This is a genomic window from Marinomonas sp. TI.3.20 (assembly GCF_038155025.1).
Classification (GTDB): domain Bacteria; phylum Pseudomonadota; class Gammaproteobacteria; order Pseudomonadales; family Marinomonadaceae; genus Marinomonas; species Marinomonas flavescens.
Window position 1 is genome coordinate 1 of the sequence record NZ_JBAKAS010000022.1, and the last position, 23,786, is coordinate 23,786.

Genomic DNA, 23,786 nt, shown 5'->3' on the forward strand with positions numbered 1-23,786 from the left:
ATTACATAGTAGGATACTACAGCCAAATCAGGCCGCATCAACACAATAGAATGTTGCCACCGAATAAAGCGGAAGAACTGTACTGGAGAAACTATAAAACCGTGGCCAGTTTTACTTGACCACTACAATCAAACCTTCACGATCTTAGGTGACTTATGACCATGAAGAGATTAAGAGATGAAAAGCAAGAAAGCCGCTAAAGAGCGTAGAGATTTGAAGTGAAAGAGTGCCTAAAAAACGACACTCAAAATGAAAGGAAATGTTTTATAATCAACTAATTAAGCTGGTCGGTTCATCTTTGACTATTTCGAGGAACCAACCCTTAAAAAGATCTAATATTTTTCTATTCCGATGATTCTCAGCATAAGTTAAGTAATGCATTTTCTCTTTGTAAGATAACTCAGATGCACCGACTCTAACCAACAAACCTTGTTCTACAAGATGAGCAACTAGGTGATTCCATCCTAAACAAACACCTTTATGACTCAAGGCCATCTGAATGATCATATTGTAGTCATTTGCATTGAATAGCTGTAACTTTTCATCGATTGCCAACTCTGGGTTCAAACTATTAAACCACACTCCCCAATCAACATGTTCAGCTACTTGAGAGCGCCCATATGGACTTAAGTTTAATAGCTGAGTTGCCCTTAGCCCCTCTAGCTCTGCTATCTCCGAATGCTTTTGTAGGAATAGAGGAGAACAAACTGGGTAGATCAGATCAAAAAAAAGAGGGATAGATTGATAACCTTCGCGAGGATCCATTATTTTGTTGATAAATACATCTGGATGCACACCCGGTTCAATATGCAAAAAGTCACTTGTCGTAACAATATTGATATTAATATCAGGATATTTAGATATAAAGTCAGGGAGACATGACGAAAGCCACAAAGATGAGAAAGCGGGTGAACAGCAAATAGTAAGTTCTTTATTAGCTTCTTCGGTCGCTTTTATCCTTTGAGCTGCTTGCGCAATATTCACAAATGAAAGATAAGCAGCATCATAAAAGATAATACCGGCCTCAGTCAGCTCTACTGCTCTTCCCGCTCTTTTAAACAATGCAACACCTAATGACGCTTCAAGTTCTCTAATTTGCCGACTTATTGCCGCTTGCGTAACGCAGAGAGCTTCCGCTGCACGGGTAAAATTTTGATATTTCGCTGCAGCAACAAAAGACTTTACAGCCCTTAACGATGGCATTTTCACAAGAATTTGATCAGGTTCAACATACTTAACCATGCATTATTCCTATTAGTTATAACGTATATCTTAATTAACTAATCTTAATCCATTCAATTCGTCGAAGAAATAGGGATTGCCTATAAACAATCAGCGTTTGTGTTCTGTAGACTTCGAAGCACAGCTTAACTTAAGGAATAGCCCACTTCGTAGTTTAATTATTCTATAGCGACAAATGATAACAGGATGTTATCAATTTTTCTAAAAATTACTCATTTGACTCAACTTAGCTAAAAGGTAAAGGTACTAGGGTAAAAAATTTATTCCAATAAAAACCATCATAAAAGCGACGAGAAAATTATGAGAAGCACAAGCTCACAAAACGACCAAAAAAAGTATTCAGATGCGCAACATAGACCATTCATTAAAGAAAGCACTGCTTCACCAATAAAAATAGCATTCCTTCTTTTAGAAAATTTCTCAATGGCCTCTTTTACATCTTCTGTAGATGCTTTAGTAACGGCAAATTTGCTATCCGAAACCTCAGTTTTTGAGCTCAAGAAAATTGGTATAAACTCTATATCTGTTGACAGTGATATTAATATAAGCGTATCTACAGATTTGACTTTAACCAATCAGATTAACGCTGAGCTATTTCATTTTGACATCTTAGTTGTATGTGGTGGTTATCGTTGCAGTCTAAAAGAAAATCCTATTGTTTCTTCCTATATATCAAGCGCAGTAAAAAAGAAAATTTTCTTAGCATCTTTGTGGAATGGAATTATTCCTATAGCAAATGCTCGAGTCATGAATGGAATGATCTGCGCAGTACATCCAAACAATCATTCTTTCATGAAGGAAAAATTCTCTTCAATATCCGTAACGAATCAGACTTATGTAATTGGTGAGAGTATAGCAAGCAGCTCTGGAGTAAATAGTGCTCAAGAAATGATGCTACATTTAATCGAAAAGTTCACCGATAAAAATCTTATAAAATCAATTAAACAAGTATTGAGCTGCGATAAATCTCCTAGTTCATCAAATGCATTTGAATTTTATGACTATCATTCACATAGACTACCTAGATCACTTAAATTAATATTAAAGCTCATGAAAAATAATATAGAAGAGCCTCTAAGCATCGATGATTTAACCGAATATTGCTGTTTGTCAAGAAGACAAATCGAGCGCTTATTTAAGCAGCACCTAAACAAAACTCCTTCCAAACTTTATTTAGAAATTAGACTTAAACATGGAAAAGATTTACTCATACAGTCTAACGAGAGCGTTACAAACATAGCTTTAGCAAGCGGATTCGTAACAAGTAGTCATTTTAGCAATCGTTTTAAAGAACTTTATGGGATGAGCCCTCGTTCAGCTAGAAAAAACTCTGGTTATTAGTTATAAAAGATGCAACTACGTCTTATCCACTCTGACATGGTTGCATCTTTATTGACCGCAAATTCAGATAATAAGTGCACAACTCATGGTTGAGTGTGGCAAGAGATGAACTGCCCATAGGTGGTATTCTAATGTCGCCAAACAATTAGAGTATGACCATGAGCTACAAGTCCAGTAAAAGCTCTATCTTAAAATGACAACAAGCTTGCTATACTATTTTCTCTTGGAGATGCTGAGACTGGATCAGATTATGAAGTCTACACAGAGTCAGCCCGTCTCAATAGCAGTTACAACATCCAGAGCACTTTAATCGCTAAAATGGCATTTTTTTGGCGTAATATTGATGAACAACGAAAGTCAGAACAACATAGTCTGACTTGTTCGTATGCTCTAAAGGCTTAAAGATGGTTAGGATAGTCCATGTAATTCTTTCCAGTTACCTGGATAGACAGCATAAAAAATTTTAGCTTGCCGACCTTCATACTTGAGCTCCGTACCCTCCGATATCCAGATTATATCTCCGGCTTCTCCTTCAATAACACCATCTTTAGTTACCAGACGAAATACGCCATCAACAACATAAATAACTTCATCATACAATACCGTCCAACTGATAGAACAATCATCAAAGTAAGCTACACCAGCTCCCATTGTTGTGCTAAGGTCGTTACTAACAGCCCTTGCAACACTCGCTTTTCCAGGAGGCCCTCCTCGATGAATATGAGTGAGGCTATTTCCTTTGATTAATTTAGCAGACATATCTTCTCCGACATTTTAAATGAGTTTTAACTAGACTTCTGAACCGCTCAAAGGCCAAACGTACAGGAACACCGATACGCAACAATGGTTTAGCAGGTAATCGGGAAGGATTACCTGATACGATCTTAATACTATCTAGGAGATCAGATTTTATTCCACAAGCCATGTCAGCAAGCATCATGCCAGAATATGTACCACGCGCCGCGCCAACGCTTTGATCACAGCAAGATGTAAAAATATCCTTTTCCACTTCACCAAAGTAAGTTTCAAAGTTTCCTGACAAGCTACTCGCCCCTCCCCAAGTATATTCAAATTTTAAGTCTGTTAATTGCGGATAACGCTCATCAAAAGCTTTAGTCAATTTGAATTTTCTACACTTTGAATCAAAAAACCTTTGGCAACTCCTCCCACCTAGTCGTGTATGCTGGCGATAGATGTTCTCGTTTCATTGACCATTGTGGTGACACACCTTGCGAGGCAAAAAAGACGTTACCCAGGCCGCTGTGATTGATTTTGTCCACGACGCTCATTAGGGCTTTTGAATTGGTTTTCGTGTTGTCTGCTCGAAATAAATCTTGTTGTAAGGCTCCATGTTCGTAGAAGTCTGTCAGCATCACCCCACCTTTGGCATAGCGATAGCCTGTCCGATACATACGACGAAACAACACGTCGGCCACTTCTAATAAATATCGTGTGTCGTCAGTTGGATTGGGGAGTTCTGCAGATAACGTTTTCGAGTACTGCGGTTCGTTTGGAATAAAGGGGCTGGTACGGATAAACACACTCACAACGCGACAAAGGCGTTTTTCCCCACGTAGTTTCTCGGCGGCTCTGGTTGTGTACTTGGCGATGGCTTCCCGTAGTTCGCGCTTCTCCGTCACTTTATGACCAAATGAACGACTACAAATAATTTGTTGTTTAGTCGGCCTGACTAACTCTAAATCCAAGCAAGACACACCATTCAGCTCTCGAATAGTTCGCTCTAACACCACAGAAAACTCACTACGAATTGATTTAGGATCGGCGTTAGCTAAGTCCAACCCAGTATGAATCCCCCTCTCCTTTAGCTTTGCCGTAGTACGACTGCCAACGCCCCACACATCACTCACGTCAACCAATGCAAGCAAACGCTTTTGTCTATCTGAGTCCATCAAATCCACGACCGAACCCGTCGCTGGGTATTTCTTTGCAGCGTGATTAGCCAACTTAGCCAATGTTTTGGTGGGAGCTATACCAATCCCCACTGTAATTCCTGTCCACTGATCAACCTTAGCTTTTATTCCCTTACCAAACTCCAGCAAATCCGGCACATGATTAATACCGGTTAAATCCATAAAGGCTTCATCGATGGAATACACTTCCAGCCGAGGTGCTTCCTCTTCTAAGATCGTCATTACCCTATTCGACATATCCGCATACAAAGCGTAATTCGATGAAAAACACACAATCCCATGCTGCTTTATCTCTTCCTGAACCCGAAACATCGGCACGCCCATCTTAATACCCAGCGATTTTGCTTCTTTTGAACGTGCAATGACACAGCCATCGTTGTTAGACAAGACAACTATGGGTGTGCGTTTCAAATCAGGTCGAAACAACTTCTCACAACTAGCATAAAAGTTATTGCAATCGACTAAAGCAAACACTGTTTGCATCAGCCACGCTCATACTTACGAATCACACTGGTTACTACACCAAAAACCTCGAACTCTGACTCTTCTGTTATCACAATGGCTTTATAAGCCTGATTTCTAGGACGAAGAAGCACATTAGGTTGTAACTCCAAGGTCTTTACAGTCATTTCTCCATGAATACAGGCAATTACGATATCACCATGACGAGCGGTTAATGACTTATCTACCAGCAAAACATCACCTGATAAGATACCAGCTTCAATCATGGAGTCACCTTGGGCACGAACATAGAACGTAGATGCAGGGCGGGAGACACAAAACTCATTAAGGTCCAACGTTCGCTCAACAAAATCTTGCGCCGGAGAAGGAAACCCAGCTGACACAGAATCAGCATAAAGCGGAATTCGCAGACTATTTGCCGCGATAAATTCCGACGATTCAGATACACCTAAATAAGTTACACGCATAATTCACCAATATACTGTATGGATATACAGTATATATTTAGAGAGTACGAATAGCCAAGTGAATTCTCGCAAGAGGATAAATCCCAAACTCTAAGAGAAAAATTAGGGAATCTACTCTAGGCAAACTGCCAGGATACTCCAGAGTTAGTGACAGGCAGTCCATCAGGGCTACTGATTATGCTGATATTAGCCGTTTGAATAACTTGAATTGGCATTTTCTTAGCTCTATTGATAGGTTTACGAGATAGCCTTTGTAATGGAAACTATTGCAATCGACAGTCCAAATACTCATAAAGCGAAGGAGCCTAAATAGAAATGAATGAACACCAGAAACTCATAAAAACCCTTCATATAGCCCAAAGTTTCGGTATTACTAGCATCAATCAGATGATTTTCTTTCTAATGATCGCCAAGGAAAAAGAAGCGGCTCTTTCCGTTCTCGACCTAGCCTCTACTCATGACGCAACCTCTGCTGAATATAAATTCGCCTTAGGACAATTTCGAAAGCTTTCTTCAGGGAGTAAATATCGCTCTAGTGATGGACTAGGATTAGCAGAGTACGCAGACTCGGGCAAAAATCGGAGAATAAGACTGACAACCAAAGGCAAGCAACTACTAAAGCAGCTGGATGACACGATTTTTTGATGGCTTTTCCCCTGCTCTACCCTCCGCTAAAAATAGCGAAACATCCCAGCACTTTGAGTGAAATGATAAGTAGAACAGCCAATTTCAGAAAAGTCGTATCATTTCTCAATTCAACGAGCCTAAGCGTTATGTCTGCCGCTGAGTTTGCCTTGACTGAATCTGCTCCTGCTTCTAGTAATGCGCTATAAAGACCTTTATCACCTTCTTTCATAGCTTACCCACTGCTTAGTTATTGGAAATGAAAACAGTTAACAAATAAATTCAAAGCTATTCATCTTCGTGAACATACTCTGCAAGTTCGTCTAATCCGCACTTAAAATAAGCGCATAACTTATCCAAATTATCTGTCACTGTACTATAACCTTTGTGGTTAATCATCTTTGACAAAGTCATACGGTTAATCCCCGTTTCTTTGGCAACCTCACCAATCGTAATCCTTCTTCCTTCTTGAAATGACTTCTCTGAAATCATCTCGTTCAACCTGAATCTGATCATAAATAAACTCTTTTGATAACTTTTATAATCAAAAGTATTGACAGATCACGCCAACCGACTTAATCTTACACATATTGATAATATATATTATCAATTGACAATAAATTTGATCTTTAGATAGGATATATACATATGAACACCTACCTTAGCACAGAACAGCTATCAGAGAGAATACATTACACAGCTCGCACTATTCGAAATGAGCTATTGGACTCATGCCTATTAGAAGGGCGCCACTATATTCGCCCGTTCAATAGAAGAAAGATTCTATTCATTTGGGAAGCAATTGAAGAAGACATGCTGGTTCAAGATGACAACTTAGCTATGGCTTATACAGAGGAGGCATAATTATGGCTAGTATCAATGTTCGTAAAGAAACCAACACCCTTTACCTCGATTTCCGTTACATGGGGAAACGCTGCAGGGAACAAACAACGCTAAAACCTACTGTAGCTAGCCGTAAAAAACTCGAACGAACACTAGTCCAGATTGAGTCTGAGATTATAGCTGGAACCTTTCGTTACAGCGCTCATTTCCCAGATAGTAAATCCGCTAAAAATTTTGATGATTTAGAGTTAAAAACACACCAACCCGAAGAGTGGAGATACCAGCAAAATCAAGTAGAGGTTCCAATATTTGAAGAATTCGTTGGGGCTTGGATTGAACGCCAAAAGGTTGCTTGGCGTCGTTCTCACATTGTCAACATCGAAAGCATTGTTGCCAAGCACTACTTACCTTATTTTGGAAAAATGAAGGTCGACGACATCACCCGTAATGACATCTTAAAATTTCGCACCGTACTCGCCAAAGTCCCAGGTCGAAATGGCAAAGAAAGCCTAGCAAACACACGCATCAATAAAGTAATAAACCCTTTGAAACGTATTTTCGAGGACGCCGCCGACGAATACAACTTTACCACGCCGTACATTCGTATCAAACCATTGAAAAGCCCGAAGACCGATGCTTTTCCCTTTACGATCGAAGAAGTGAACTTGATATTGGATACTGTACGACCAGACTATCGAGACTACTTTCTAATTCGCTTCTTCACCGGCATGCGTACAGGAGAGATCGATGGCTTGAAGTGGAAATACGTGGACTTTGACCATCGTGTTATAAAAATCCGCGAGACCATTGTCGCTGGAGAGGAAGACATTACTAAAACAGAGTCCTCTGTGCGTGACATTCATATGAGCACCCCAGTTTATAACGCTTTAATGCGTCAGAAAAAGCACTCAGAGCATTTTGAAAAATTCGTATTTTGCAACCGCTATGGTGATGCAATTAAGCATAATAATGTGACTCAGCGTATCTGGTATCCCCTTCTCAAGCGTCTAAGATTAGAAAAACGACGTCCTTATCAAACCCGTCACACTGCTGCGACTTTGTGGCTGGCTTCTGGCGAGTCACCTGAATGGATTGCTCGTCAAATGGGTCATGCCAATACATCAATGCTCTTTCGAGTCTACTCACGATACGTCCCAAACTTAACACGTATGGACGGCTCAGCAATTGAAAAGCTACTTCAAAGTAAATTGGGAGTGAAATATGCATAACTTATACGCTCAGCCAAATTTGTCACAAGTAACAACCCATAAACGCTTCAAAGGCTGCTACCTACTAGAGTCTGTAAAAGCAAAAATCACAGATACAGGCTGGCCAGTACGCATTGCAACGATTAAAGATGTTCAAGACCATAACACCATAGAGCTACGTTTACTTGGCAATCAATTTTTAGCGATTAATCACTTTGTTGGTGACTACCTCCAACTCGAAGCAGCCATAAAGCGTTATCGGAATGGCCAGTTCTTTTACTTAGCATGGTACGAGCCGGTTACAGGGCTTTTAATGGAGCCAGTTAAAAAGGAAAAGGATGCTGTACATCAGTTAAACCGCGAAAGCTGTTTACAGGCCATTAGGCAACACATTCAATTTTTACCATCGCTGCCTGAGCAATCATTTTGTTTAAACGTGATAAACAAGTTCGGTCATAACATTTCTAGCTATGCGCTGCAAAAACTATGCAAGCAACTGTCGAATTTAACCGACAGCCAATTTATCGTTGAGCTTGCTTGCCAAGCGGAGAAACAGAATGATGACATTGCCTCTATTGGAAAGACCTTAGATCAATTATCTAGCAAACAGGCCTACCACATCTGGGAACAACGACTTCTCGGTAACTAATCAAAAAGCCGCTATTTGAAATTACAAAATAGCGGCTTTTTGCACCTTAAACTGTTAATTCCATAATACACTTAACATTGACTCAATTACGCTTTATTTTTTCATCAAAAAACGTCTTCGTCCTTGGCGAAGGATTTCGGTCTTTTGATATCTTTTTCAGCTTGTCGTGTACGTAAAATATCACTCAAGTACCAATCTAAATTGACGATTTTAAAATCCTTCATTTGCTGGTTCATTACATACAGAACCCCACCTTGATGCCGAGAAAATGCTTTGGAGCCATCAGCCAATCTCAGTTTTTCAGGAAAAGTCCTCAAGGTATAAAGAACATTTTGTTTTCCAAACTCATGTCCTATCTTAGAAAAATTTTTCCCAGATAGTAAAAACTCTGTTTTCCGGTGATGACACAAAATGATCTGCTCATACTCTTGGTTTTTTAGTTTCGCGGCCACTTGTAAAAGCACACGAAAGACATCATTTTGGCTCGACGTATTTCCAAGGTCATCTACACAAAACCAAAGATCGGGCCCCTTGTTAGTCAAATTAATGATTACTCCAGCATTGCGAGCGTCGCCCTTTATTACTTGAGTTTTAATCTCCTTCAAGTTCACTGTATCTTTCGCATAAGCGAAATAACTAAACAGACACAACAGAATAACAATGATTTTTTTCATATTGCCTCCTAATTACAGTGCGCTACTATCAGATTGACTATTCTTTAAATCGATGGCTTTTTTTGCATTGTAAAAAGCAGGGCTCTCATAGGTGATAACAACATAGCCCCTTCCTCGACCACTGCCCTTTAATGTAACTTGAATGTTTCCACCAGAAACAGAATAGGATGAATAATAGAATCCGCACCCTGAATAACCCAGACACTGGTAAAATTCATCCGCATCTTCATACAGTTTCATTCCTGTCCGTTCAAAATGCGATTCTGGAGTGCCATATTTTTTAGTCAGTAAAGTCTTTACCTTTGTATAGAGTGCCTTACCTTCTGAACCATAAGCATCTCCTGTAATACTCTTTGAGTTAACAATTGCTTTGACCAACTTATCCCTATAAGTCAATGCAATATAAGTATCGCCTTGAGACCAAGGTTTGGGTGTAGACACAGATGTTAGCACCCTAAACTGGTCGAGTTTTTTGGGGACTGAAAAACCAACAGCTTGCAGCTGAGCATTACTCATTCCCCACTCTAGACCAAAGGGAGATGGAAATTTTTCAGCAGCAGAAACAGAGAAGGTACAAGACAGCGCCAAAACAGGCGCGACAAAACGTAAAGGCACATATTTCATAACAATATCCTCAATAGGTTAATCGAACGATCAACCTATTGCAGAAGACGTGCCAAGAAATATAATATTTAAAATCAATAACTTAGAGATTAATGATTTTGAGGAAATATAATAAATATTATTGTTAGATAATGAAATTTATAACCATTCCATAGAAATCACTTCATTAAGGAAGCCATCATCTCTTTTTCAGATACAGCTTCAGGAATTACTACAGCATCCCGCAACATGGTTTTCTTTGCCAGCAATCGATCCAAGTTAACATCAAAAGAGTCGTACTCTGGGTGAAGCAAACAAGGTAAATGTATAAACACATCTTTCTTTTGGCCGATTCTATAAACTCGATCCGTAGCTTGTGCTTCTTTCGCCGGATTCCAGTGTCGCTCTAAATGCACAACATGATTAGCACCAACGACTGTTAGGCCTACACCAGCTGCCACTGGCGACATGATAATAATATTGAAGCCATCAACAGCTTCAAAATCTGTAATCATCCCCTTGCGGGACAATTGATCTTCTTTAGTAGCTACAGCTTTCGCATCACCATTAATGATATGAATATTAAGTCCGAAAATTTTATCAAGGCATATTTTTAGAACAGCTTGTAGCTTTTTCGTAGTAGCAAAGATAATCACTTTTTCACTTTTACTCCGAATATCATTCAAGGTATTCATCAACATTCTTAACTTTTCGGACTCGTTAAGCTGCTGCATGGCTTCTTTGCTAGAACCCGCTGGCGTTTTAAAAATTTCCTCTAAACGCGGGTGTAGGCTAACTTTCCGTAATTCTTGTAATACAGCCAGAGCATGCCCAGTGCCATCTTCTTTGGCTTTAGATTTTCGATAGTCTTCAATGATCTGGTCATAAGCAGTTTTCTGGGCACCTGTCATCGACTGAGCAAGATCAGGAGCAAAAGCCATATTATCGGCTAAATCCAGTTGTAAGCCGGTTCTTATAGTCTTCACCGGCATCCCCTTTAACTCACTTTCTTTTGTACGACGCAACATAAATTGACCAACTGCAGCTCTAAGGTCTTCACCAACTTCTAAGCGTTTAGCAGGTTTATCTTCCTCTTCTGCATTGCTTATTGGCTTAATCCAACGCTCTTTAAAATACGGCCAATCCCCTAATAAGCCAGGCTGTGCTGTATCGAATAAACACCAAAACTCACTTAAACTATTCTCAACCGGAGTGCCTGTTGCCAGCAATTTAAAGTCTGCTTTCAGAGCCTTGGCCGCACGAGTTGCTTGAGTATTTGGATTTTTAATGTTTTGTGCTTCATCAAAAACCACAATACCCCAATCAATTACACACAATGAAAACTGATAATCTCTTAAAGTTTGGTAAGTAGTGAGAACAATTCGTCGATCCATATCCAGCCGTTTAGTGGCAGCTTCAGGACCAACATGCAAAGCGTAACGTATTGATTCATAGTCCGCTTTTGAATCGCTCATTACTGAACTTAATTGAATCGACTCTCGTTCAGCACCTTGTTTGCGAAACTCTTTTAAGTCCCGCCCAGACTGGAGGATTTTAATATCCCTAAATGGTGATGAATTAAACGTAACAGCAACCTCTTCTTCCCAATTTTCCAACAAGCTTAAAGGAGCAACGATTAAAATCGGTTTTTCAGGTTGGCGACTTTGCTTTTGCAGCACAAGATATTCAGCAAGCATTACTAATGTCATATAGGTTTTACCCAACCCCATATCATCAGCAAGTAAAGCTCCCTGAATGCGATATAAGTCATCATGATCATCACGTAGTGCTGACTTCAATAAGGCTAACATCCACTTGATACCAGATTCCTGATGTTGAAATGGAGATCTGGCTAGATTTGATCGATCAAAATCGGGGGACTTATCAAGATTTTCGACCTTAGTAACAATGTCATGGTTGTGTTCGTCAGTTTCTTTTAAAAGCAGTGACACTTTTTCTTTACGAACTAAAGCGTCCTCTATCTCAGACTCATTATCGTCGCTACTGGTCTGAGTAATTTTCTCTTTTACTTCAGCTAATGCATCCTGAACACGTCCATCATCACGAATATCAATAGACTCATCATTGACAACAACACTCTCAGCATTTTGTCCTTTTGCTTGTCCATAGCTTTGTTCGAACGCTTGTAGGTCTTCTTCGCATTCTAAAAGCTTAACAAGGCGTTCAGGTGGCTCACTGTCCGCATTAGTCGAAAACCACTTGTTGGTAGCATCGCTGTCTTGTCCAAATGGCAGATGAACCATCTTTCCAATGCCTGCCACTCGAACAGAAAAGCCCAAGTCTAAATTAACAATTGAGGCATCTAAAAATGCTGAGGGTGTTTGAATAAACTCAGCTACCTTATGTGCTGGAATGGTTCTGTTTTGTAGAACTTCCTGAACAGCTTGTTTCTTTTCGTCTGATAAAAGAACAATCCGCTCTTTTACCCGTATGACCTGTCCATCACCTTCAAGTTGCGCCCAACGGTTCTGTAATTCTTCTGATGTCGTGCCATCCCCAAAGCTAGGAGAAAGTTCTAGACTTCCATCTCCGCGTTGGTTAGCGGAGATTGTTATATTCTCTGGTTGTACCAACTCAAATCTATCAAAATGCTTTAAGTCGAGGTTTAAACCATTTTTTGTGGCTTGCTGCAATTTAGCGACAGCCAAGACATTCGCTAATTCTGTTCGCTCATCAGCAAGCAAAGATGCATGCTCTTCAACTGCTTTAATAGCTTCTAACTGAGTAGGAGAAAGTAAAAACTGAGTGCTTTCACTAAAAGCTAAAAGCGGCCCTTTTCGGCGAACAGGGTATTTGTTGTTACCCAGCTTCGCGAATAAAGTAAGTGAAAAACCACTCTTCGTCGTACGCCCTTGTACATCAAGATCAAATGAACCATCAAAAGGACCAGGTAGCCCAAGAGCATCAGCATCTTCGGGGTCTAAAAGCACAGCTTCTTCGCTATCAACACGAAAACCATTTGGCAGTGCCTCAGCGATACTTCGCTCCTGAAGCATTTTAAGTAATACATGTTGAACAAGCTGAAACCCTCCGCCCTGACCTTGATTTAGGCAATGGTATACAGCGGGTTCTGTCACAAAATTAACACCCAAAGAATCATAGAAAAGCCTATAAGAGGAACCTTCCATGATGTTGGTACTATGATTCGGCAGTAGTTTTTTTACGAAGCTAAATAGTGACATACTAAATTCCGTTTACTTCTTTTTCAGACGATACATTTGCTTAAAGTCTTTCTCAATAAAAGGCGCTAATTCGCCACGAATATACTTCAAGCAATGACTTGCTGTTACCCCAAGTGAGGTACGTAGAATAAATAAGTTACACCCCTCAAGCTCTTCAATTTTTTTAATTATTCTTTTGCCTTCAAAGCTAAGACTATCAAAACTATGTTGAGTAGCAGGCTCACTAGTTACATATTCACTATTTGTGTTTGGTAAACTCCAAAAATAGTCATCATCAAGCGACGCTTTTCCTTCTGACCTTAGTGAGTACAAAGTAGAGTTAATTTTGGGTTTCCCAACAACTAAGTCAAACTCTGTAAACAAAGCATTAGCTATAGATTTGGCCTTAAGTGGAGGGTTGATTTCTAGTACTCTTAGAATTTGAGCTTCTAGTGTTTTGCTTGTATCTGACGTTATTTTCTTAACAACAGGCACTCCAAAACGCCTAATGTAAATTTGGTAATCCTCTCTAGAAAGAACTTTTTCCAGATCCAGTTCGACGCCATTTTCTGCTAAAAACTCAATAGCATTTTTTTGCCAAGTTGTTGGTGAATGAGTAATAGATTTGTACTGCCCGCCATCGTAAGAACTCCTAAAATCCCGAACAAATCTAACCGTCAAATCCGAATGGCTTAGTTTATCTAGGGAGTAATCTGATAATCGAATACTAGGCAACCCCATATAAATCCATAATTTAAATTCATGAGAACCCTCTATGATATGGAAATCCCCACAATCCAAGTAAATAACGGCTTTATCAGTCATACTTGAGTCAGAAAGCTTAATAAAATTAGTAGTCATGCTTTTACCAAGCACCCTCTTAACTGTTGACGCCGCCTTGTTTCCTAACATCAACCTTGTATTTCGAATAATTCCATGTTCATACAGTCCTTCTAAAAACCGCTTCCTAGCAGGAAACATTCGATTAAGGGCTTCATCGCCAGACTGTTTTCCATACTCTTCGATTGCTCCCAAGAACAAACGTAAGTCTTCTTTCGCAAGCCAGCTTGTTACCGCTTTAATTCGATTCTCACCTATTGGCATCCACCATTCACGATAGTTTTTAGCCGTACTCGCAATACGTGGGTCACCAGCAAGATCAAGTACAAAGTTTTGCCAGACGCTTGAAGGGGCACCACCAGAACGGTCAATGATAATCTCTAAAGCTATATGGCCAATTCGCTTACCGTCTTCGTAAGGCATTCCTGCCACTTCAGTTTTAGACAGCTCAGATAGAATCTCGTGATCCTCACCTAACGGAATGTCACGCAACGTTTCTAAATAATACTGGGCGTGGCATATATTCAAAAAGCGTCCTTGCGGAAGCTCACTTAACCGTAGTTTTTTAAGTTGATCATTCAGATCTAAATGGTTCTTTGTAGCTAAATCTACAACTGCCTTCGGAGCAGTTATATCAAATAGCCAATTCTTATGCTGATGCAGGACCGAAAGAATGGTATCGCTGCTACCTCGCTTTCGATCTTTTAGACGTAAATCTATTTGTTCAGACAGCCAAGCTGTTAGCTTGTGAAAGGCGGTGCCAACATTCAAATCATCGAAATAACGATACAGCAGCGAAATTAAATTCATCAAAGACGACATCCCTAATTTAGGATGCAGCTCTTTTATGTGATCGATAAAAGATTCATTAAAGGAATGCTGCCTAACTTCTTCGCTATCAATCCAAAGCTGCGTCAACACACGAACACCGCGCCGCTTTTGAAGAATCTTTTTTACCTGCTCGACGTCACCTTGTACAACGAGCCTTCTAACCCCTTCCTCAAGGGCCTTAAACTCTTGACTTTGGCCTGCACTGTCTGCAATTTTCTTTGTGTTCGCTATTAACTTAACCCACTGTTCAGAGACTTTTTCCCACTGAGCATCTTGTAACCTAGGAATAGAAGGTAATTGCAACATAATTACTGCACCTCCAGCCTATTTTTCACAGACTCATACTCTGCACTGCTTGGACGTCGGATGGTAAAACGAATGTCAATTCGACGATTGGATCGATAGTCTTGATCTGTTATTTCCGTTTCAACTGCTCGTCGAGTTGCGGCATAGCCACTCACAGAAAACAATGGATTACCGTCGCGGTTTGTAACACCATCAAGTTTCAATGCATCAGGTAGAGAGTCTCGCCACAGTTCCCACAACGAAATTGCCCTGAAAGTGGATAGCCCCCAGTTACCTTTGCCCATCATGCCATTGAAGTTTTTACTATCAGTGTGACCTTCAATGAAAATAGTATCCAAATACTGCTCTCGGTTATCTTGATTGATAACCTGAGATAACACTTCACCAATTTCTAGAGCTGTACTCTGGAATTGAGGGCCGATGTTGAATGCCGCACTATCAAAACCAAGGATATCATTCGGGATACTAAGCACTGTTTCGTTCTCACTTACGGTAACCTGAATGCCTCTTTGTTGAAGTAATTCTGCGGCCTCGTGAAGAATCGTTTTACGAACACCTTCTGCTTTATGAAGCATCTCAAGCTCTTCCGTAAAGGCCTCTTGCTTATTCTCCAGCTCTTGTTTGGCTTCCATCAGCTCCACCATAAGCACAACAGAGGCCAATACAAACAAGATCAATAGCCCTGATAAGATGTCCGAAAAAGACATCCAATATGGGTTTTCTTCATCGACATTGACTTGCCCAGATTTGAACACACGCATTACTTACGCTCCAACTCATCCACTAAATCAGATATACCTTGTACCGTTCTCACCATCTGATCACTGAATTCACGAGTTTTATCGTTCCATGTTTCCATACGCTCTTTAACTTGAGCGTTCACCTCACCAGAGTATGAACGTAGCCAATCGTTAGTTTGCTTCTCAATATCAGATACTTGCTGTTTCAGATTCTCACCTAAAGACTCAAATGACGATTCAATATTGGCTATAAACTCAGTTTGATGAGCTTTCATCTCTTTGAATCCGGTTTGAGCTAACTGTGCAGTGTCACCAAACTTATCCGCTGTGCTGACCAAAGATGTCTCAAGCCCACGGAGAACCTTGGCCTGTTCAATCACATGAGATGCCAATGCATCATTTTGATCTGAAATGCCTTTAATAGAGTCCACCATATTGCCTAAACGTGCATCAAAAAGCTCTGTCGCTTTAACAAGGTTCCCTGAAAGCACACCGATTTGGTTTGAGCTATTGCTTAGGTTTTGACTGCTGGTCGCTGTTGCATCTGCAACCGTTTTTAATTGCCCCACTACATCGCGATGTTGCTCAATAACAGAATCCATATGAGCTTGAGTGCGCTCTACAGCATCCTTCATGGTTTCGGTTAGCTGAACTTGATTTTCAAGCCAGCTATCCAGCTGAGTTTGAAGCTTATCTCGATGCTCTGTTTCACGCTCCGCTAATGCCTGTTGTTGCGTGGTCAGTGTCTCAGCAAACTTAGACTCCATCGCTTGCTGACGCTCTTCACTTTGTGAAAGCATTGCACGCATCTGCTCATTAAACTGCAGTGACGCTTGCTCTTGTTGTTTTGCCATTGCCTGATGATTATTAGACGTCTGATCTACAACAGTCTTCATCTGGTCACTGAGCGTGGCAACCGCTTGACGCATTTCTTCAGTAGATTTTTGCATCAACTCGCCTTGTCCACGCCCAGCTGACTGCATGCTTTCGGTAAAATTGCCAATCAACTGTTCTAAAACACCACTGGTTTGTTGGCTTGTATTGCTTACCAATGATTGCATCGCCGGTGCCATCACATTGTTAAGAGCGTTGGTGAACGCTTCTTGCATGCTATCACTCACACCAGTAATCGTTTCTTGTAGGCGATCACCGATACGTTCATGCAGCTCTTGAAGCGCTTCACTGCTTTCACCAGTGAATTTTGAAATATCTACTAGAGATTTCTCTGCCGGTAAACGTGGGAATAGGAAATCAATTCGTTGCTGCACTAGCACGACTTTCTTAATGATTCGTCGTTCTATATTTTTTTCAAAAACATTAAGAATAAGGCTTAATGCCACACCCCACACGGATGTCACAAACGCTAGCGCAGCACCATTGATCATGCTAGCAATGCCATCTTTTAACGCATCAATTTCATTGCTTTCAATGTGAAGACCTTTAAGTCCCATTGTTAGGCCAAGAAAAGTACCTAATACGCCAATAGCCGTTAAGAAAGAAGGTGTTGCGGCTAGTAGACGACTTGAAGTAATACCTGAAGCAAGTGTTCGGGCATTGAAAAAATGCTCAGCATCAAGCGTATTGAAAACGCCTTTTTCACGGTGATCTAGTACCAGACTTTCATCAAATTCATGCCAAAGACTTTGGATGACAGGGCTTTCTGAACTTTTGGCTTTGTCTCGAATATCGCCAATATTCTCGTACAAAGTGTCTGTACTTTGTCCATCCAAGATAGATTGAATTTGCTGGATATTGTTCTTCGCGCGACGGTTAAGTACCCATACACGATATATAGCGAAAAAGAAGATTATCCCCATCGCAAATATAAATGAACGACCAAGCCAAGAAGATGGCCAAAGAAGCTCGATATTTAACCAAAACGCTGCAATCATTGTTTACTCCTGTTAACTAAAATATGAGCCTTTCCGACAATTTCTGTCTTATTTTTGACTATAACTTAAACGATTAATTAGCTCTTTTATGTTCCTTTTGAAGCTATACTGAAACGAACACCTTCAGTTCAATATCATTATTATGTGCCGTGGCCAGCCAACTATTTAATAACTGAAAAGCTTGTAAAGTTTCACCATTTGCCTGAGCGCCCAATCTTAATTGCTGCTCAAAATGACTTGCAGAAAAGCTATTTGCAGCGACAATCCAAATTTCTTTTTTTACTGCTGTTGAACGCCTTCTTACAGCAACTGTATCCCATAGCTCATTTAGTTTGTCTAGCCTATACTGCTCGTTTTGAGCAGTAAACATGGCTCCTTGGAAAACTCTAATTCTTTCAGGAATATTTGGGGTATCATTTGGACTAGGCCAAGGTGTATGGAGCCTACTCCAATTTGAAGGCTTCAGTTCAGTATTCCCACTGATTAGCATTTCAATGTTTTTAATGGCTTGAGACCCAACTTCAGCAAGTGCCCCTGCTGATGAACGCGGGTTTGTTGTACTACCACATTTAACATGAACGAATGCTAACCTGTTTTTTGACGATACAATGAAGTCGGCAGGCTCAGTTCCCATATCCGTGTTAATCAACAAGTCGGCTTCGGGGATGTAGGAAGCAAATGGACCTAATTGACTTTTTGTTGGGTTGGCTAAGCCATTAGCTTTTAATTGATCCACCAGATAGAAAATAGAATCACTGCTAAAGCCTCCATCAACAACCTGATGAGCACCATTTTGATACCCTTTTTCATCCAAGTTTGCGCCAACAAGAGATTCTAACCCGATAACAACATTGGCAAGGTTGGAAGTACCTAATTCAAAACTATCAGCCACTGGAAGCGTTAATTGATAGAACTTATCGTTTGAAAAACTTATACCATTGGCTAAAAGAGCTTTATGTAAATGCTCGTTAAGAAAATCAGTTATGTCTTGGTATTCCTCACCATCAAGTGAGTATATTATTTCCGTTTCTGATGTGATTTCTAGATAAGGTTCGTCTTGCTTGAAGCTGACTAAGATTTTACTTTCCTCAATACCATCAACAAGTAAAGCGCCGTTGTCATAAGTTAAATACAAAAACGAGTTATCGATTGCATATTGCTCTTCGTTTATCAAAATACTTATTGGAGACTCAAGCTCTGTTAAATCAAAAATCAAGCTGTGAGCTTCAAAATTTTCATCAACAGATATTGGTTTTGCATATGAATGTACCAAGGCGTTATTTATATCAATATTCGCAGATATAGCGGTATCCATGTCTGTAAGCCAATCATTAAGTTCATTTAAAGAAAACGATGATTCCTTTTGATCTGAAATTCGCCCAGAGTCCGCGCCTACATAATAACTACCTTTTGGTTTATTATATTGGTCATAGGTATCACAACGCATTGTGGCTAACCGATATGAGGCATTAGCTTGCATATCAGCCATTTGCTCTAAATTTCGTCCTTTTACCGCGATGCTTTCTGGACGTTTTCTAGCGGAGCTAATCGATTTACTACTCGCTTCTTTAGTTAAAGATGATTCACCTAATGACATTACGTTAAGCAGTTTATCGAGAGAGACCGCAGAGCCGAGTTTTAAATCTTTCTCACCATTAAATCTGCGGCCTCGGCTATCATAAATTGCAACAACGCTGTTCGAGAGCTGTTTATACAATGTTATTTCTAGTGAAGGTTCGAAAAAAAACTGATCTGTTAAAAACCGAGACTTATTAAATGCAATTGATATTACCCCACGAACACCGAATTCTGTAGAAAACTCCCTAGCTAATTCGCCAGATTTATTACATCGCCAATATAAATGGTCTGATAAAAGCTGAATACTGAAGCCCAGCGACTGATTTAAAAAACAAATTGATGCCGTTGGGATATTAAGAGAACGCTCAGGTTCAAAGGTATTTAGATCAAATTTACTTACAAAGCGGTTACCGTAATAACTAACATCAGGAAATGCTTCTAGGTAACGGTCAATTAGCTTATTACTGTCTAGTGATGCTATGAATTTTTTAACTGCGTCAGCACTATCGAGTGAGCGATCAAATTGTCTGTAGTTTTGCCACATTTGGCTATTCGCATCACTCTCAATTTCCAAAATTATAGGCTCAATATCACCATATAGACGAACTACTCTTCCGATGGTTTGAACTAGCTCCCTTCCACTATTCACGGCATAAGCCAAAACCAATAATTTAGCTTCAGGAATATCGACCCCTTCATCCAGTTTCCGCTGGTGAATAATGACTTGGTAATCAGAACCTTTAAGGTTCGCTGGCACGGAAACTTTTACATTATCTCGTTCATCTTTAGTAAATTGTTCATGTATTGCTAACACCGAAAAGCCATCGTTTAGCAAATCGTAGTAGCTTTTTATATCTTCGAATTTTTCACATTTGATAATGCACTTTGTGCCATCATTAGCCTCTAAGAATTCGGTAATTTTCCCGCTTAACTCAGCTAAAGCAATTGACTCAAAAGTTGGTTCTTTTAATACACCATCTGCAAGTGCTCTTTCAAAGGTATAAATATAACTAGCGTCTTCGGTGACATCGAATTGATACAAGTCATTCCTGTACGGAGTAGCGGTTATAACTACTTTATGAGCATCAATTCCACGTACCAATGTGCTCCATACTGGAGAAGGCTCAGCGTGCCCCTCATCAATAATAATAAGGTCAATATCTTGCTTTAATCGCTCAAGCTGAACACTATCGAAAGTTTGCAGTTTCTGGAAAGTTGAAACATAAATACCGCTATTTGAAGTATCGTTCACATCGTTATAAACAGTCTTGCTCTTGATAACCTCGCCTTCAACACGATCACTAAAGAACTTTCCGTCTATTTCTTTAAAAAGTTGATCACACACAGCACGTCGGTGACATAAAACCAACACTCGTTTTTGAGTAGCTTTGTGAGATACGATACTTATTACACCTGACTTACCTGCACCTGTTGGTAAGCTAATCAGGCAAGAGTTCGCGTTTTTATCTAGCGGTTTTTTTAAGTAACTTAGTGCAGTTTGAATACTTTCTTGTTGGCAAGACCTAAGACTTTGCCATAAATCCTCATTAACAGAGAAACCACTAACATTCATTAAAACGTCCTTGTTGTTATTCTTATAATTTGCCAGCAAAAGCGCCCTGACTTAGGAAATTAAATAAACTATCGCTACTTGAATCATCAAATTTAGATAATAAACCTAAGACTTTCTCTCTTACTTTCACAAACCGTTCTTGCTCTTCTATTGGTGGAGCATACATTTCAATATCAATCATTCTTTTCAAGCCAAGATCTTTGTTCGTAGCTCCCCTGGTATATCTCTGAGATTGTTGATAGCAAAATTTTGTATTTAGCATATGTGTTAGCCAGATATGATTCGCTAACTTTGGCTTAGGCCGAACTAATGCAACATGGACCCACACGGCAAAGTCTTTTTCGAAATCAACAGGACATGCAATGCCAGTTGTTCCCCCTTTTGTATATAAAACATCACCTTTCTGAGGTTTACATTTCTTCCAGTGAACATCGGCTTCTTCTTGTGAGACGTACTTTAAATCCTCCCAAACTACCCCAGAAGGTTTCACATGCCTTGTAGATAAAAAGGGAATACCAGACTCTGAGTATTTAGGACTTACATGCGGTCCATCTTTAGCAAACTCTATGAGATCACCCATTTTTGCAGGCTCCCACCCCTTCGGGTTGGTAACCGGATCACCAAACATGTCTAAGAATACGGAACGCAGAAAGTCGTCGGTGAGTTGGATGGCTTGCTGGCGTTTGCGGCGGATGGCATCGGCTTTGTCGAGGATGGCGGCGATGCGTTTTTGTTCTTCTAGAGGTGGGAGAGGGATTTGAAAACCCTCTACAGTTTTTTTGGATACCTCTTTGAAAGTTGCTCCATTACCTAATGCTTGAAGCCTTTGTGAAAAGTAGCTAATGCAATGATAAAGGTAGCCGCTATCAGTCTTTTCTGATGGAACTAGGCTCTTGAAGCCCTGATTGGTACACATATCTCGACCTGCAATTGCAACATTGCCTATAGGCGCTCTTGATGTCAGCAATACACTTCCTTTTGGAAGTATGTAAGTAGCGCAACTGTTATATCCTAAGTTAGAAATATACTCGGGAGCATCATAAAGCACTGAATCACTCAAGTTTGATACATCTTTCGGGGTAATCCAAGGAACATCAGACGAGCTCCAATATTCAGGAACATCTCGCTTAGGAGTAGCGCCACCGACCACAGTGCAGCAATCTTTCAACTTCACCATCGGCCATGTCATAGCATCCCCTCCAACTCTTTCAAATCAGCCATGATGTCGTTTTCTAGGGTCATGAGTTTGCCAAGGATGACTTTCGGGTCTTCGTAAACTTCTTCTTCGTACACCACTTCTTTGTAGCGGTTGATGGAGAGGTCGTATTTATTGCTGGTGATGTCAGTTTTGTCGACCACAAAAGCTTTTTCTGTCTTAGTGCCAAATTGCTCGTTTACTTGCTCTACCGTGGCGTTATCTAGCACCAGTTGTCGGTAGGCTTTCCATTTAGCAATGGCGTCTGGCAGGTCATTTGAATTGTCTCCTTTTAACGGGGCACGCTTGTCGTCAAGAGAGTAACCGTCCGCTTGTAAGTCGTAGAACCAAACACGCTCTGTAGAACCGCCTTTGGTGAAGAATAAGATTGCGGTGCTCACGCCAGCGTAAGGTTTAAACACACCGCTTGGTAGACTGATGATGCCTTCTAGCTGGTTGTTTTCGATCATTTCTTGACGAAGTTGTTGGTGGGCTTTGGAGGAGCCAAATAACACACCATCCGGCACGATCACCGCAGCACGGCCACCCAATTTGAGCGAGCGCAAAATATGTGCGACAAATAAAAGCTCCGTCTTTTTGGTTTTTACCATACTGAGCAATTCTGGGTTGGTATTGGTTTCGTCTAAACTGCCTTTGAACGGAGGGTTAGCCAGCACCACGTCAAAGAAGTTTTCTTCTTGCTTAGGGAAGTTCTCGCGGATGGATTTATTTAATGTGTCTTGGTAGAGCACGTTCGAGCCGTTTACCCCATGCAGCATCATGTTCATGCTAGAAACGCGCAACATAGTCGTATCGAAGTCAAACCCCCAGAACATGTCATCACTGATGTGTTCTCGGTAGTTTTCTAGCTTGTCACCTGGGTAATGCTTATTGCCCTCTTCGTCTTCCCATACAGCCTCTGGGCTGGTGTGCTGACGGTTGAGGTATTCCATTGTTCGTGCCAAGAAACCCGCCGTACCACAAGACGGGTCGCAGATAGTGTCCCACGGTTGTGGGTCGATAATTTCAATCATGGCGTCAATAATGTGGCGTGGCGTACGAAACTGGCCGTTGATACCTGCCGTTGTCAGCTTGCTTAGTAGGTATTCGTAGATGTCGCCTTTTACATCGCTTTGGTTTAGCGGTAAGGAATCGACCATTTCTAAGGCAGCCACCAGCACAGATTCGTTTTTGATTTCTAGATCGGCGTCTTCCATGTAGTCACTGATGTGACCGAGTGCTTTGGTTGGTGTGTTTTCTTCCGTTTCATCTATGTCGGCCACTTGCCCGAGTTTGGAAAAATACGGATACACTTCGTTTTTTAGGTGTTTATGCAGCTCTTTACCCGATAAGTTTTTGAAGTTTTTCCAGCGCAGTAGCTGACCTTCCTTGGTTTCTGGGAACAAACGAACACAAGGCTTGCCTGTGCGGCTGGCTTTGCGCTCTTCCGCTTCTTCTTGCATATCAAGCATACGGGCGAACATCAAATAGCTAATTTGCTCGATGACAGTCAGCGGATTAGTAATCCCTCCTGTCCAGAATTTTTCCCATAGCTTGTCGATATCATTACGGATTGGTCCGGTTAACATAAATTTTCTCTTGTGT

Annotated in this window: 21 protein-coding genes; 5 read left to right on the forward strand and 16 right to left on the reverse strand. The window is 40.6% G+C overall.

All coding sequences use genetic code 11. From position 1 onward, the window contains the following. Positions 1–270: 270 nt before the first annotated feature. Positions 271–1,242, reverse strand: coding sequence for a LysR family transcriptional regulator (locus tag V6259_RS17155; RefSeq protein WP_341585560.1), 972 nt, complete (start codon positions 1,240–1,242; stop codon positions 271–273). 300 nt (positions 1,243–1,542) lie between these two features. On the opposite strand from V6259_RS17155, the gene V6259_RS17160 reads away from it, so the two are divergent. Then, positions 1,543–2,583, forward strand: a complete 1,041-nt coding sequence (locus tag V6259_RS17160) for a GlxA family transcriptional regulator (RefSeq protein WP_341585561.1) — start codon at positions 1,543–1,545, stop codon at positions 2,581–2,583. 408 nt (positions 2,584–2,991) lie between these two features. Here V6259_RS17160 and V6259_RS17165 read toward each other — a convergent pair whose 3' ends face one another. From V6259_RS17165 to umuD, 4 genes are read right to left on the reverse strand one after another with little or no spacing between them, the layout of a single operon-like run. Next, on the reverse strand, positions 2,992–3,342 hold the full coding sequence (locus V6259_RS17165; RefSeq protein ID WP_341585562.1) for an ethanolamine utilization protein EutQ: 351 nt from the start codon (positions 3,340–3,342) through the stop codon (positions 2,992–2,994). Further along, complete coding sequence (locus tag V6259_RS17170; protein WP_341585563.1) at positions 3,332–3,703, reverse strand: hypothetical protein; 372 nt, start codon at positions 3,701–3,703, stop codon at positions 3,332–3,334. Before V6259_RS17170 ends, V6259_RS17165 begins: the two co-directional genes overlap by 11 nt. Before the next feature lie 22 nt (positions 3,704–3,725). Further along, on the reverse strand, positions 3,726–4,997 hold the full coding sequence (gene umuC / locus V6259_RS17175; protein WP_341585564.1) for a translesion error-prone DNA polymerase V subunit UmuC: 1,272 nt from the start codon (positions 4,995–4,997) through the stop codon (positions 3,726–3,728). Continuing rightward, a complete protein-coding gene (gene umuD, locus V6259_RS17180; RefSeq protein WP_341585565.1) occupies positions 4,997–5,443 on the reverse strand; it encodes a translesion error-prone DNA polymerase V autoproteolytic subunit in 447 nt (148 codons plus the stop codon). The genes umuC and umuD overlap by 1 nt, the downstream gene beginning before the upstream one ends. A 315-nt stretch (positions 5,444–5,758) precedes the next feature. On the opposite strand from umuD, the gene V6259_RS17185 reads away from it, so the two are divergent. Further along, entirely contained in the window at positions 5,759–6,088 is a 330-nt protein-coding gene (locus V6259_RS17185; protein WP_341585566.1) for a hypothetical protein, read from the forward strand. Positions 6,089–6,104: 16 nt separating this feature from the next. Here the strand turns inward: V6259_RS17185 and V6259_RS17190 are convergent, their stop codons facing one another. Together V6259_RS17190 and V6259_RS17195 are read right to left on the reverse strand one after the other, a co-directional pair. Further along, complete coding sequence (locus V6259_RS17190; protein ID WP_341585567.1) at positions 6,105–6,299, reverse strand: hypothetical protein; 195 nt, start codon at positions 6,297–6,299, stop codon at positions 6,105–6,107. A gap of 56 nt (positions 6,300–6,355) precedes the next feature. Further along, positions 6,356–6,583, reverse strand: coding sequence for a helix-turn-helix domain-containing protein (locus tag V6259_RS17195; protein ID WP_341585568.1), 228 nt, complete (start codon positions 6,581–6,583; stop codon positions 6,356–6,358). Between the two features lie 132 nt (positions 6,584–6,715). Here V6259_RS17195 and V6259_RS17200 point away from each other — a divergent pair, with 132 nt between their 5' ends. From V6259_RS17200 to V6259_RS17210, 3 genes are read left to right on the forward strand one after another with little or no spacing between them, the layout of a single operon-like run. Next, a complete protein-coding gene (locus V6259_RS17200; RefSeq protein ID WP_191600067.1) occupies positions 6,716–6,931 on the forward strand; it encodes a hypothetical protein in 216 nt (71 codons plus the stop codon). Positions 6,932–6,933: 2 nt separating this feature from the next. After that, positions 6,934–8,139, forward strand: a complete 1,206-nt coding sequence (locus V6259_RS17205; protein ID WP_341585569.1) for a site-specific integrase — start codon at positions 6,934–6,936, stop codon at positions 8,137–8,139. Next, entirely contained in the window at positions 8,132–8,767 is a 636-nt protein-coding gene (locus V6259_RS17210) for a hypothetical protein (protein ID WP_341585570.1), read from the forward strand. Before V6259_RS17205 ends, V6259_RS17210 begins: the two co-directional genes overlap by 8 nt. A gap of 104 nt (positions 8,768–8,871) precedes the next feature. Here V6259_RS17210 and V6259_RS17215 read toward each other — a convergent pair whose 3' ends face one another. The 9 genes from V6259_RS17215 to V6259_RS17255 form a co-directional block, all read right to left on the reverse strand. Next, positions 8,872–9,441, reverse strand: coding sequence for a hypothetical protein (locus tag V6259_RS17215; protein ID WP_341585571.1), 570 nt, complete (start codon positions 9,439–9,441; stop codon positions 8,872–8,874). A 12-nt stretch (positions 9,442–9,453) separates the two neighbouring features. Beyond that, positions 9,454–10,065 (reverse strand): hypothetical protein, encoded by a 612-nt coding sequence (locus V6259_RS17220; RefSeq protein ID WP_341585572.1) that lies wholly within the window; start codon positions 10,063–10,065, stop codon positions 9,454–9,456. 158 nt (positions 10,066–10,223) lie between these two features. Beyond that, positions 10,224–13,247, reverse strand: coding sequence for a DEAD/DEAH box helicase (locus V6259_RS17225; RefSeq protein WP_341585573.1), 3,024 nt, complete (start codon positions 13,245–13,247; stop codon positions 10,224–10,226). A 12-nt stretch (positions 13,248–13,259) separates the two neighbouring features. Beyond that, a complete protein-coding gene (locus V6259_RS17230) occupies positions 13,260–15,203 on the reverse strand; it encodes an EH signature domain-containing protein (protein WP_341585574.1) in 1,944 nt (647 codons plus the stop codon). A 2-nt stretch (positions 15,204–15,205) separates the two neighbouring features. After that, positions 15,206–15,964 carry an OmpA/MotB family protein gene (locus tag V6259_RS17235; protein ID WP_341585575.1) on the reverse strand — a complete coding sequence of 253 codons (759 nt, stop codon included), beginning with the start codon at positions 15,962–15,964 and terminating at the stop codon, positions 15,206–15,208. Continuing rightward, positions 15,964–17,835 (reverse strand): anti-phage ZorAB system protein ZorA, encoded by a 1,872-nt coding sequence (gene zorA / locus V6259_RS17240; protein WP_341585576.1) that lies wholly within the window; start codon positions 17,833–17,835, stop codon positions 15,964–15,966. The genes V6259_RS17235 and zorA overlap by 1 nt, the downstream gene beginning before the upstream one ends. Positions 17,836–17,938: 103 nt before the next feature. Continuing rightward, the gene (locus tag V6259_RS17245) at positions 17,939–20,986 is read right to left on the reverse strand and encodes a DEAD/DEAH box helicase (RefSeq protein WP_341585577.1); all 3,048 of its coding nucleotides are present in this window, start codon (positions 20,984–20,986) and stop codon (positions 17,939–17,941) included. A gap of 22 nt (positions 20,987–21,008) precedes the next feature. Beyond that, a complete protein-coding gene (locus V6259_RS17250; protein ID WP_341585578.1) occupies positions 21,009–22,175 on the reverse strand; it encodes a restriction endonuclease subunit S in 1,167 nt (388 codons plus the stop codon). Next, a complete protein-coding gene (locus V6259_RS17255) occupies positions 22,172–23,770 on the reverse strand; it encodes a type I restriction-modification system subunit M (protein WP_341585579.1) in 1,599 nt (532 codons plus the stop codon). Before V6259_RS17255 ends, V6259_RS17250 begins: the two co-directional genes overlap by 4 nt. Positions 23,771–23,786: the final 16 nt, after the last annotated feature.

What these genes read in the sequence shown, in the direction of transcription:
- V6259_RS17155 (WP_341585560.1), bottom strand. Translation starts at nt 1,242, where the DNA reads ATGGTTAAGTATGTTGAACCTGATCAAATTCTTGTGAAAATGCCATCG.
- V6259_RS17160 (WP_341585561.1), top strand. Translation starts at nt 1,543, where the DNA reads ATGAGAAGCACAAGCTCACAAAACGACCAAAAAAAGTATTCAGATGCG.
- V6259_RS17165 (WP_341585562.1), bottom strand. Translation starts at nt 3,342, where the DNA reads ATGTCTGCTAAATTAATCAAAGGAAATAGCCTCACTCATATTCATCGA.
- umuC (WP_341585564.1), bottom strand. Translation starts at nt 4,997, where the DNA reads ATGCAAACAGTGTTTGCTTTAGTCGATTGCAATAACTTTTATGCTAGT.
- umuD (WP_341585565.1), bottom strand. Translation starts at nt 5,443, where the DNA reads ATGCGTGTAACTTATTTAGGTGTATCTGAATCGTCGGAATTTATCGCG.
- V6259_RS17185 (WP_341585566.1), top strand. Translation starts at nt 5,759, where the DNA reads ATGAATGAACACCAGAAACTCATAAAAACCCTTCATATAGCCCAAAGT.
- V6259_RS17190 (WP_341585567.1), bottom strand. Translation starts at nt 6,299, where the DNA reads ATGAAAGAAGGTGATAAAGGTCTTTATAGCGCATTACTAGAAGCAGGA.
- V6259_RS17195 (WP_341585568.1), bottom strand. Translation starts at nt 6,583, where the DNA reads ATGATCAGATTCAGGTTGAACGAGATGATTTCAGAGAAGTCATTTCAA.
- V6259_RS17200 (WP_191600067.1), top strand. Translation starts at nt 6,716, where the DNA reads ATGAACACCTACCTTAGCACAGAACAGCTATCAGAGAGAATACATTAC.
- V6259_RS17205 (WP_341585569.1), top strand. Translation starts at nt 6,934, where the DNA reads ATGGCTAGTATCAATGTTCGTAAAGAAACCAACACCCTTTACCTCGAT.
- V6259_RS17210 (WP_341585570.1), top strand. Translation starts at nt 8,132, where the DNA reads ATGCATAACTTATACGCTCAGCCAAATTTGTCACAAGTAACAACCCAT.
- V6259_RS17215 (WP_341585571.1), bottom strand. Translation starts at nt 9,441, where the DNA reads ATGAAAAAAATCATTGTTATTCTGTTGTGTCTGTTTAGTTATTTCGCT.
- V6259_RS17220 (WP_341585572.1), bottom strand. Translation starts at nt 10,065, where the DNA reads ATGAAATATGTGCCTTTACGTTTTGTCGCGCCTGTTTTGGCGCTGTCT.
- V6259_RS17225 (WP_341585573.1), bottom strand. Translation starts at nt 13,247, where the DNA reads ATGTCACTATTTAGCTTCGTAAAAAAACTACTGCCGAATCATAGTACC.
- V6259_RS17230 (WP_341585574.1), bottom strand. Translation starts at nt 15,203, where the DNA reads ATGTTGCAATTACCTTCTATTCCTAGGTTACAAGATGCTCAGTGGGAA.
- V6259_RS17235 (WP_341585575.1), bottom strand. Translation starts at nt 15,964, where the DNA reads ATGCGTGTGTTCAAATCTGGGCAAGTCAATGTCGATGAAGAAAACCCA.
- zorA (WP_341585576.1), bottom strand. Translation starts at nt 17,835, where the DNA reads ATGATTGCAGCGTTTTGGTTAAATATCGAGCTTCTTTGGCCATCTTCT.
- V6259_RS17245 (WP_341585577.1), bottom strand. Translation starts at nt 20,986, where the DNA reads ATGAATGTTAGTGGTTTCTCTGTTAATGAGGATTTATGGCAAAGTCTT.
- V6259_RS17250 (WP_341585578.1), bottom strand. Translation starts at nt 22,175, where the DNA reads ATGACATGGCCGATGGTGAAGTTGAAAGATTGCTGCACTGTGGTCGGT.
- V6259_RS17255 (WP_341585579.1), bottom strand. Translation starts at nt 23,770, where the DNA reads ATGTTAACCGGACCAATCCGTAATGATATCGACAAGCTATGGGAAAAA.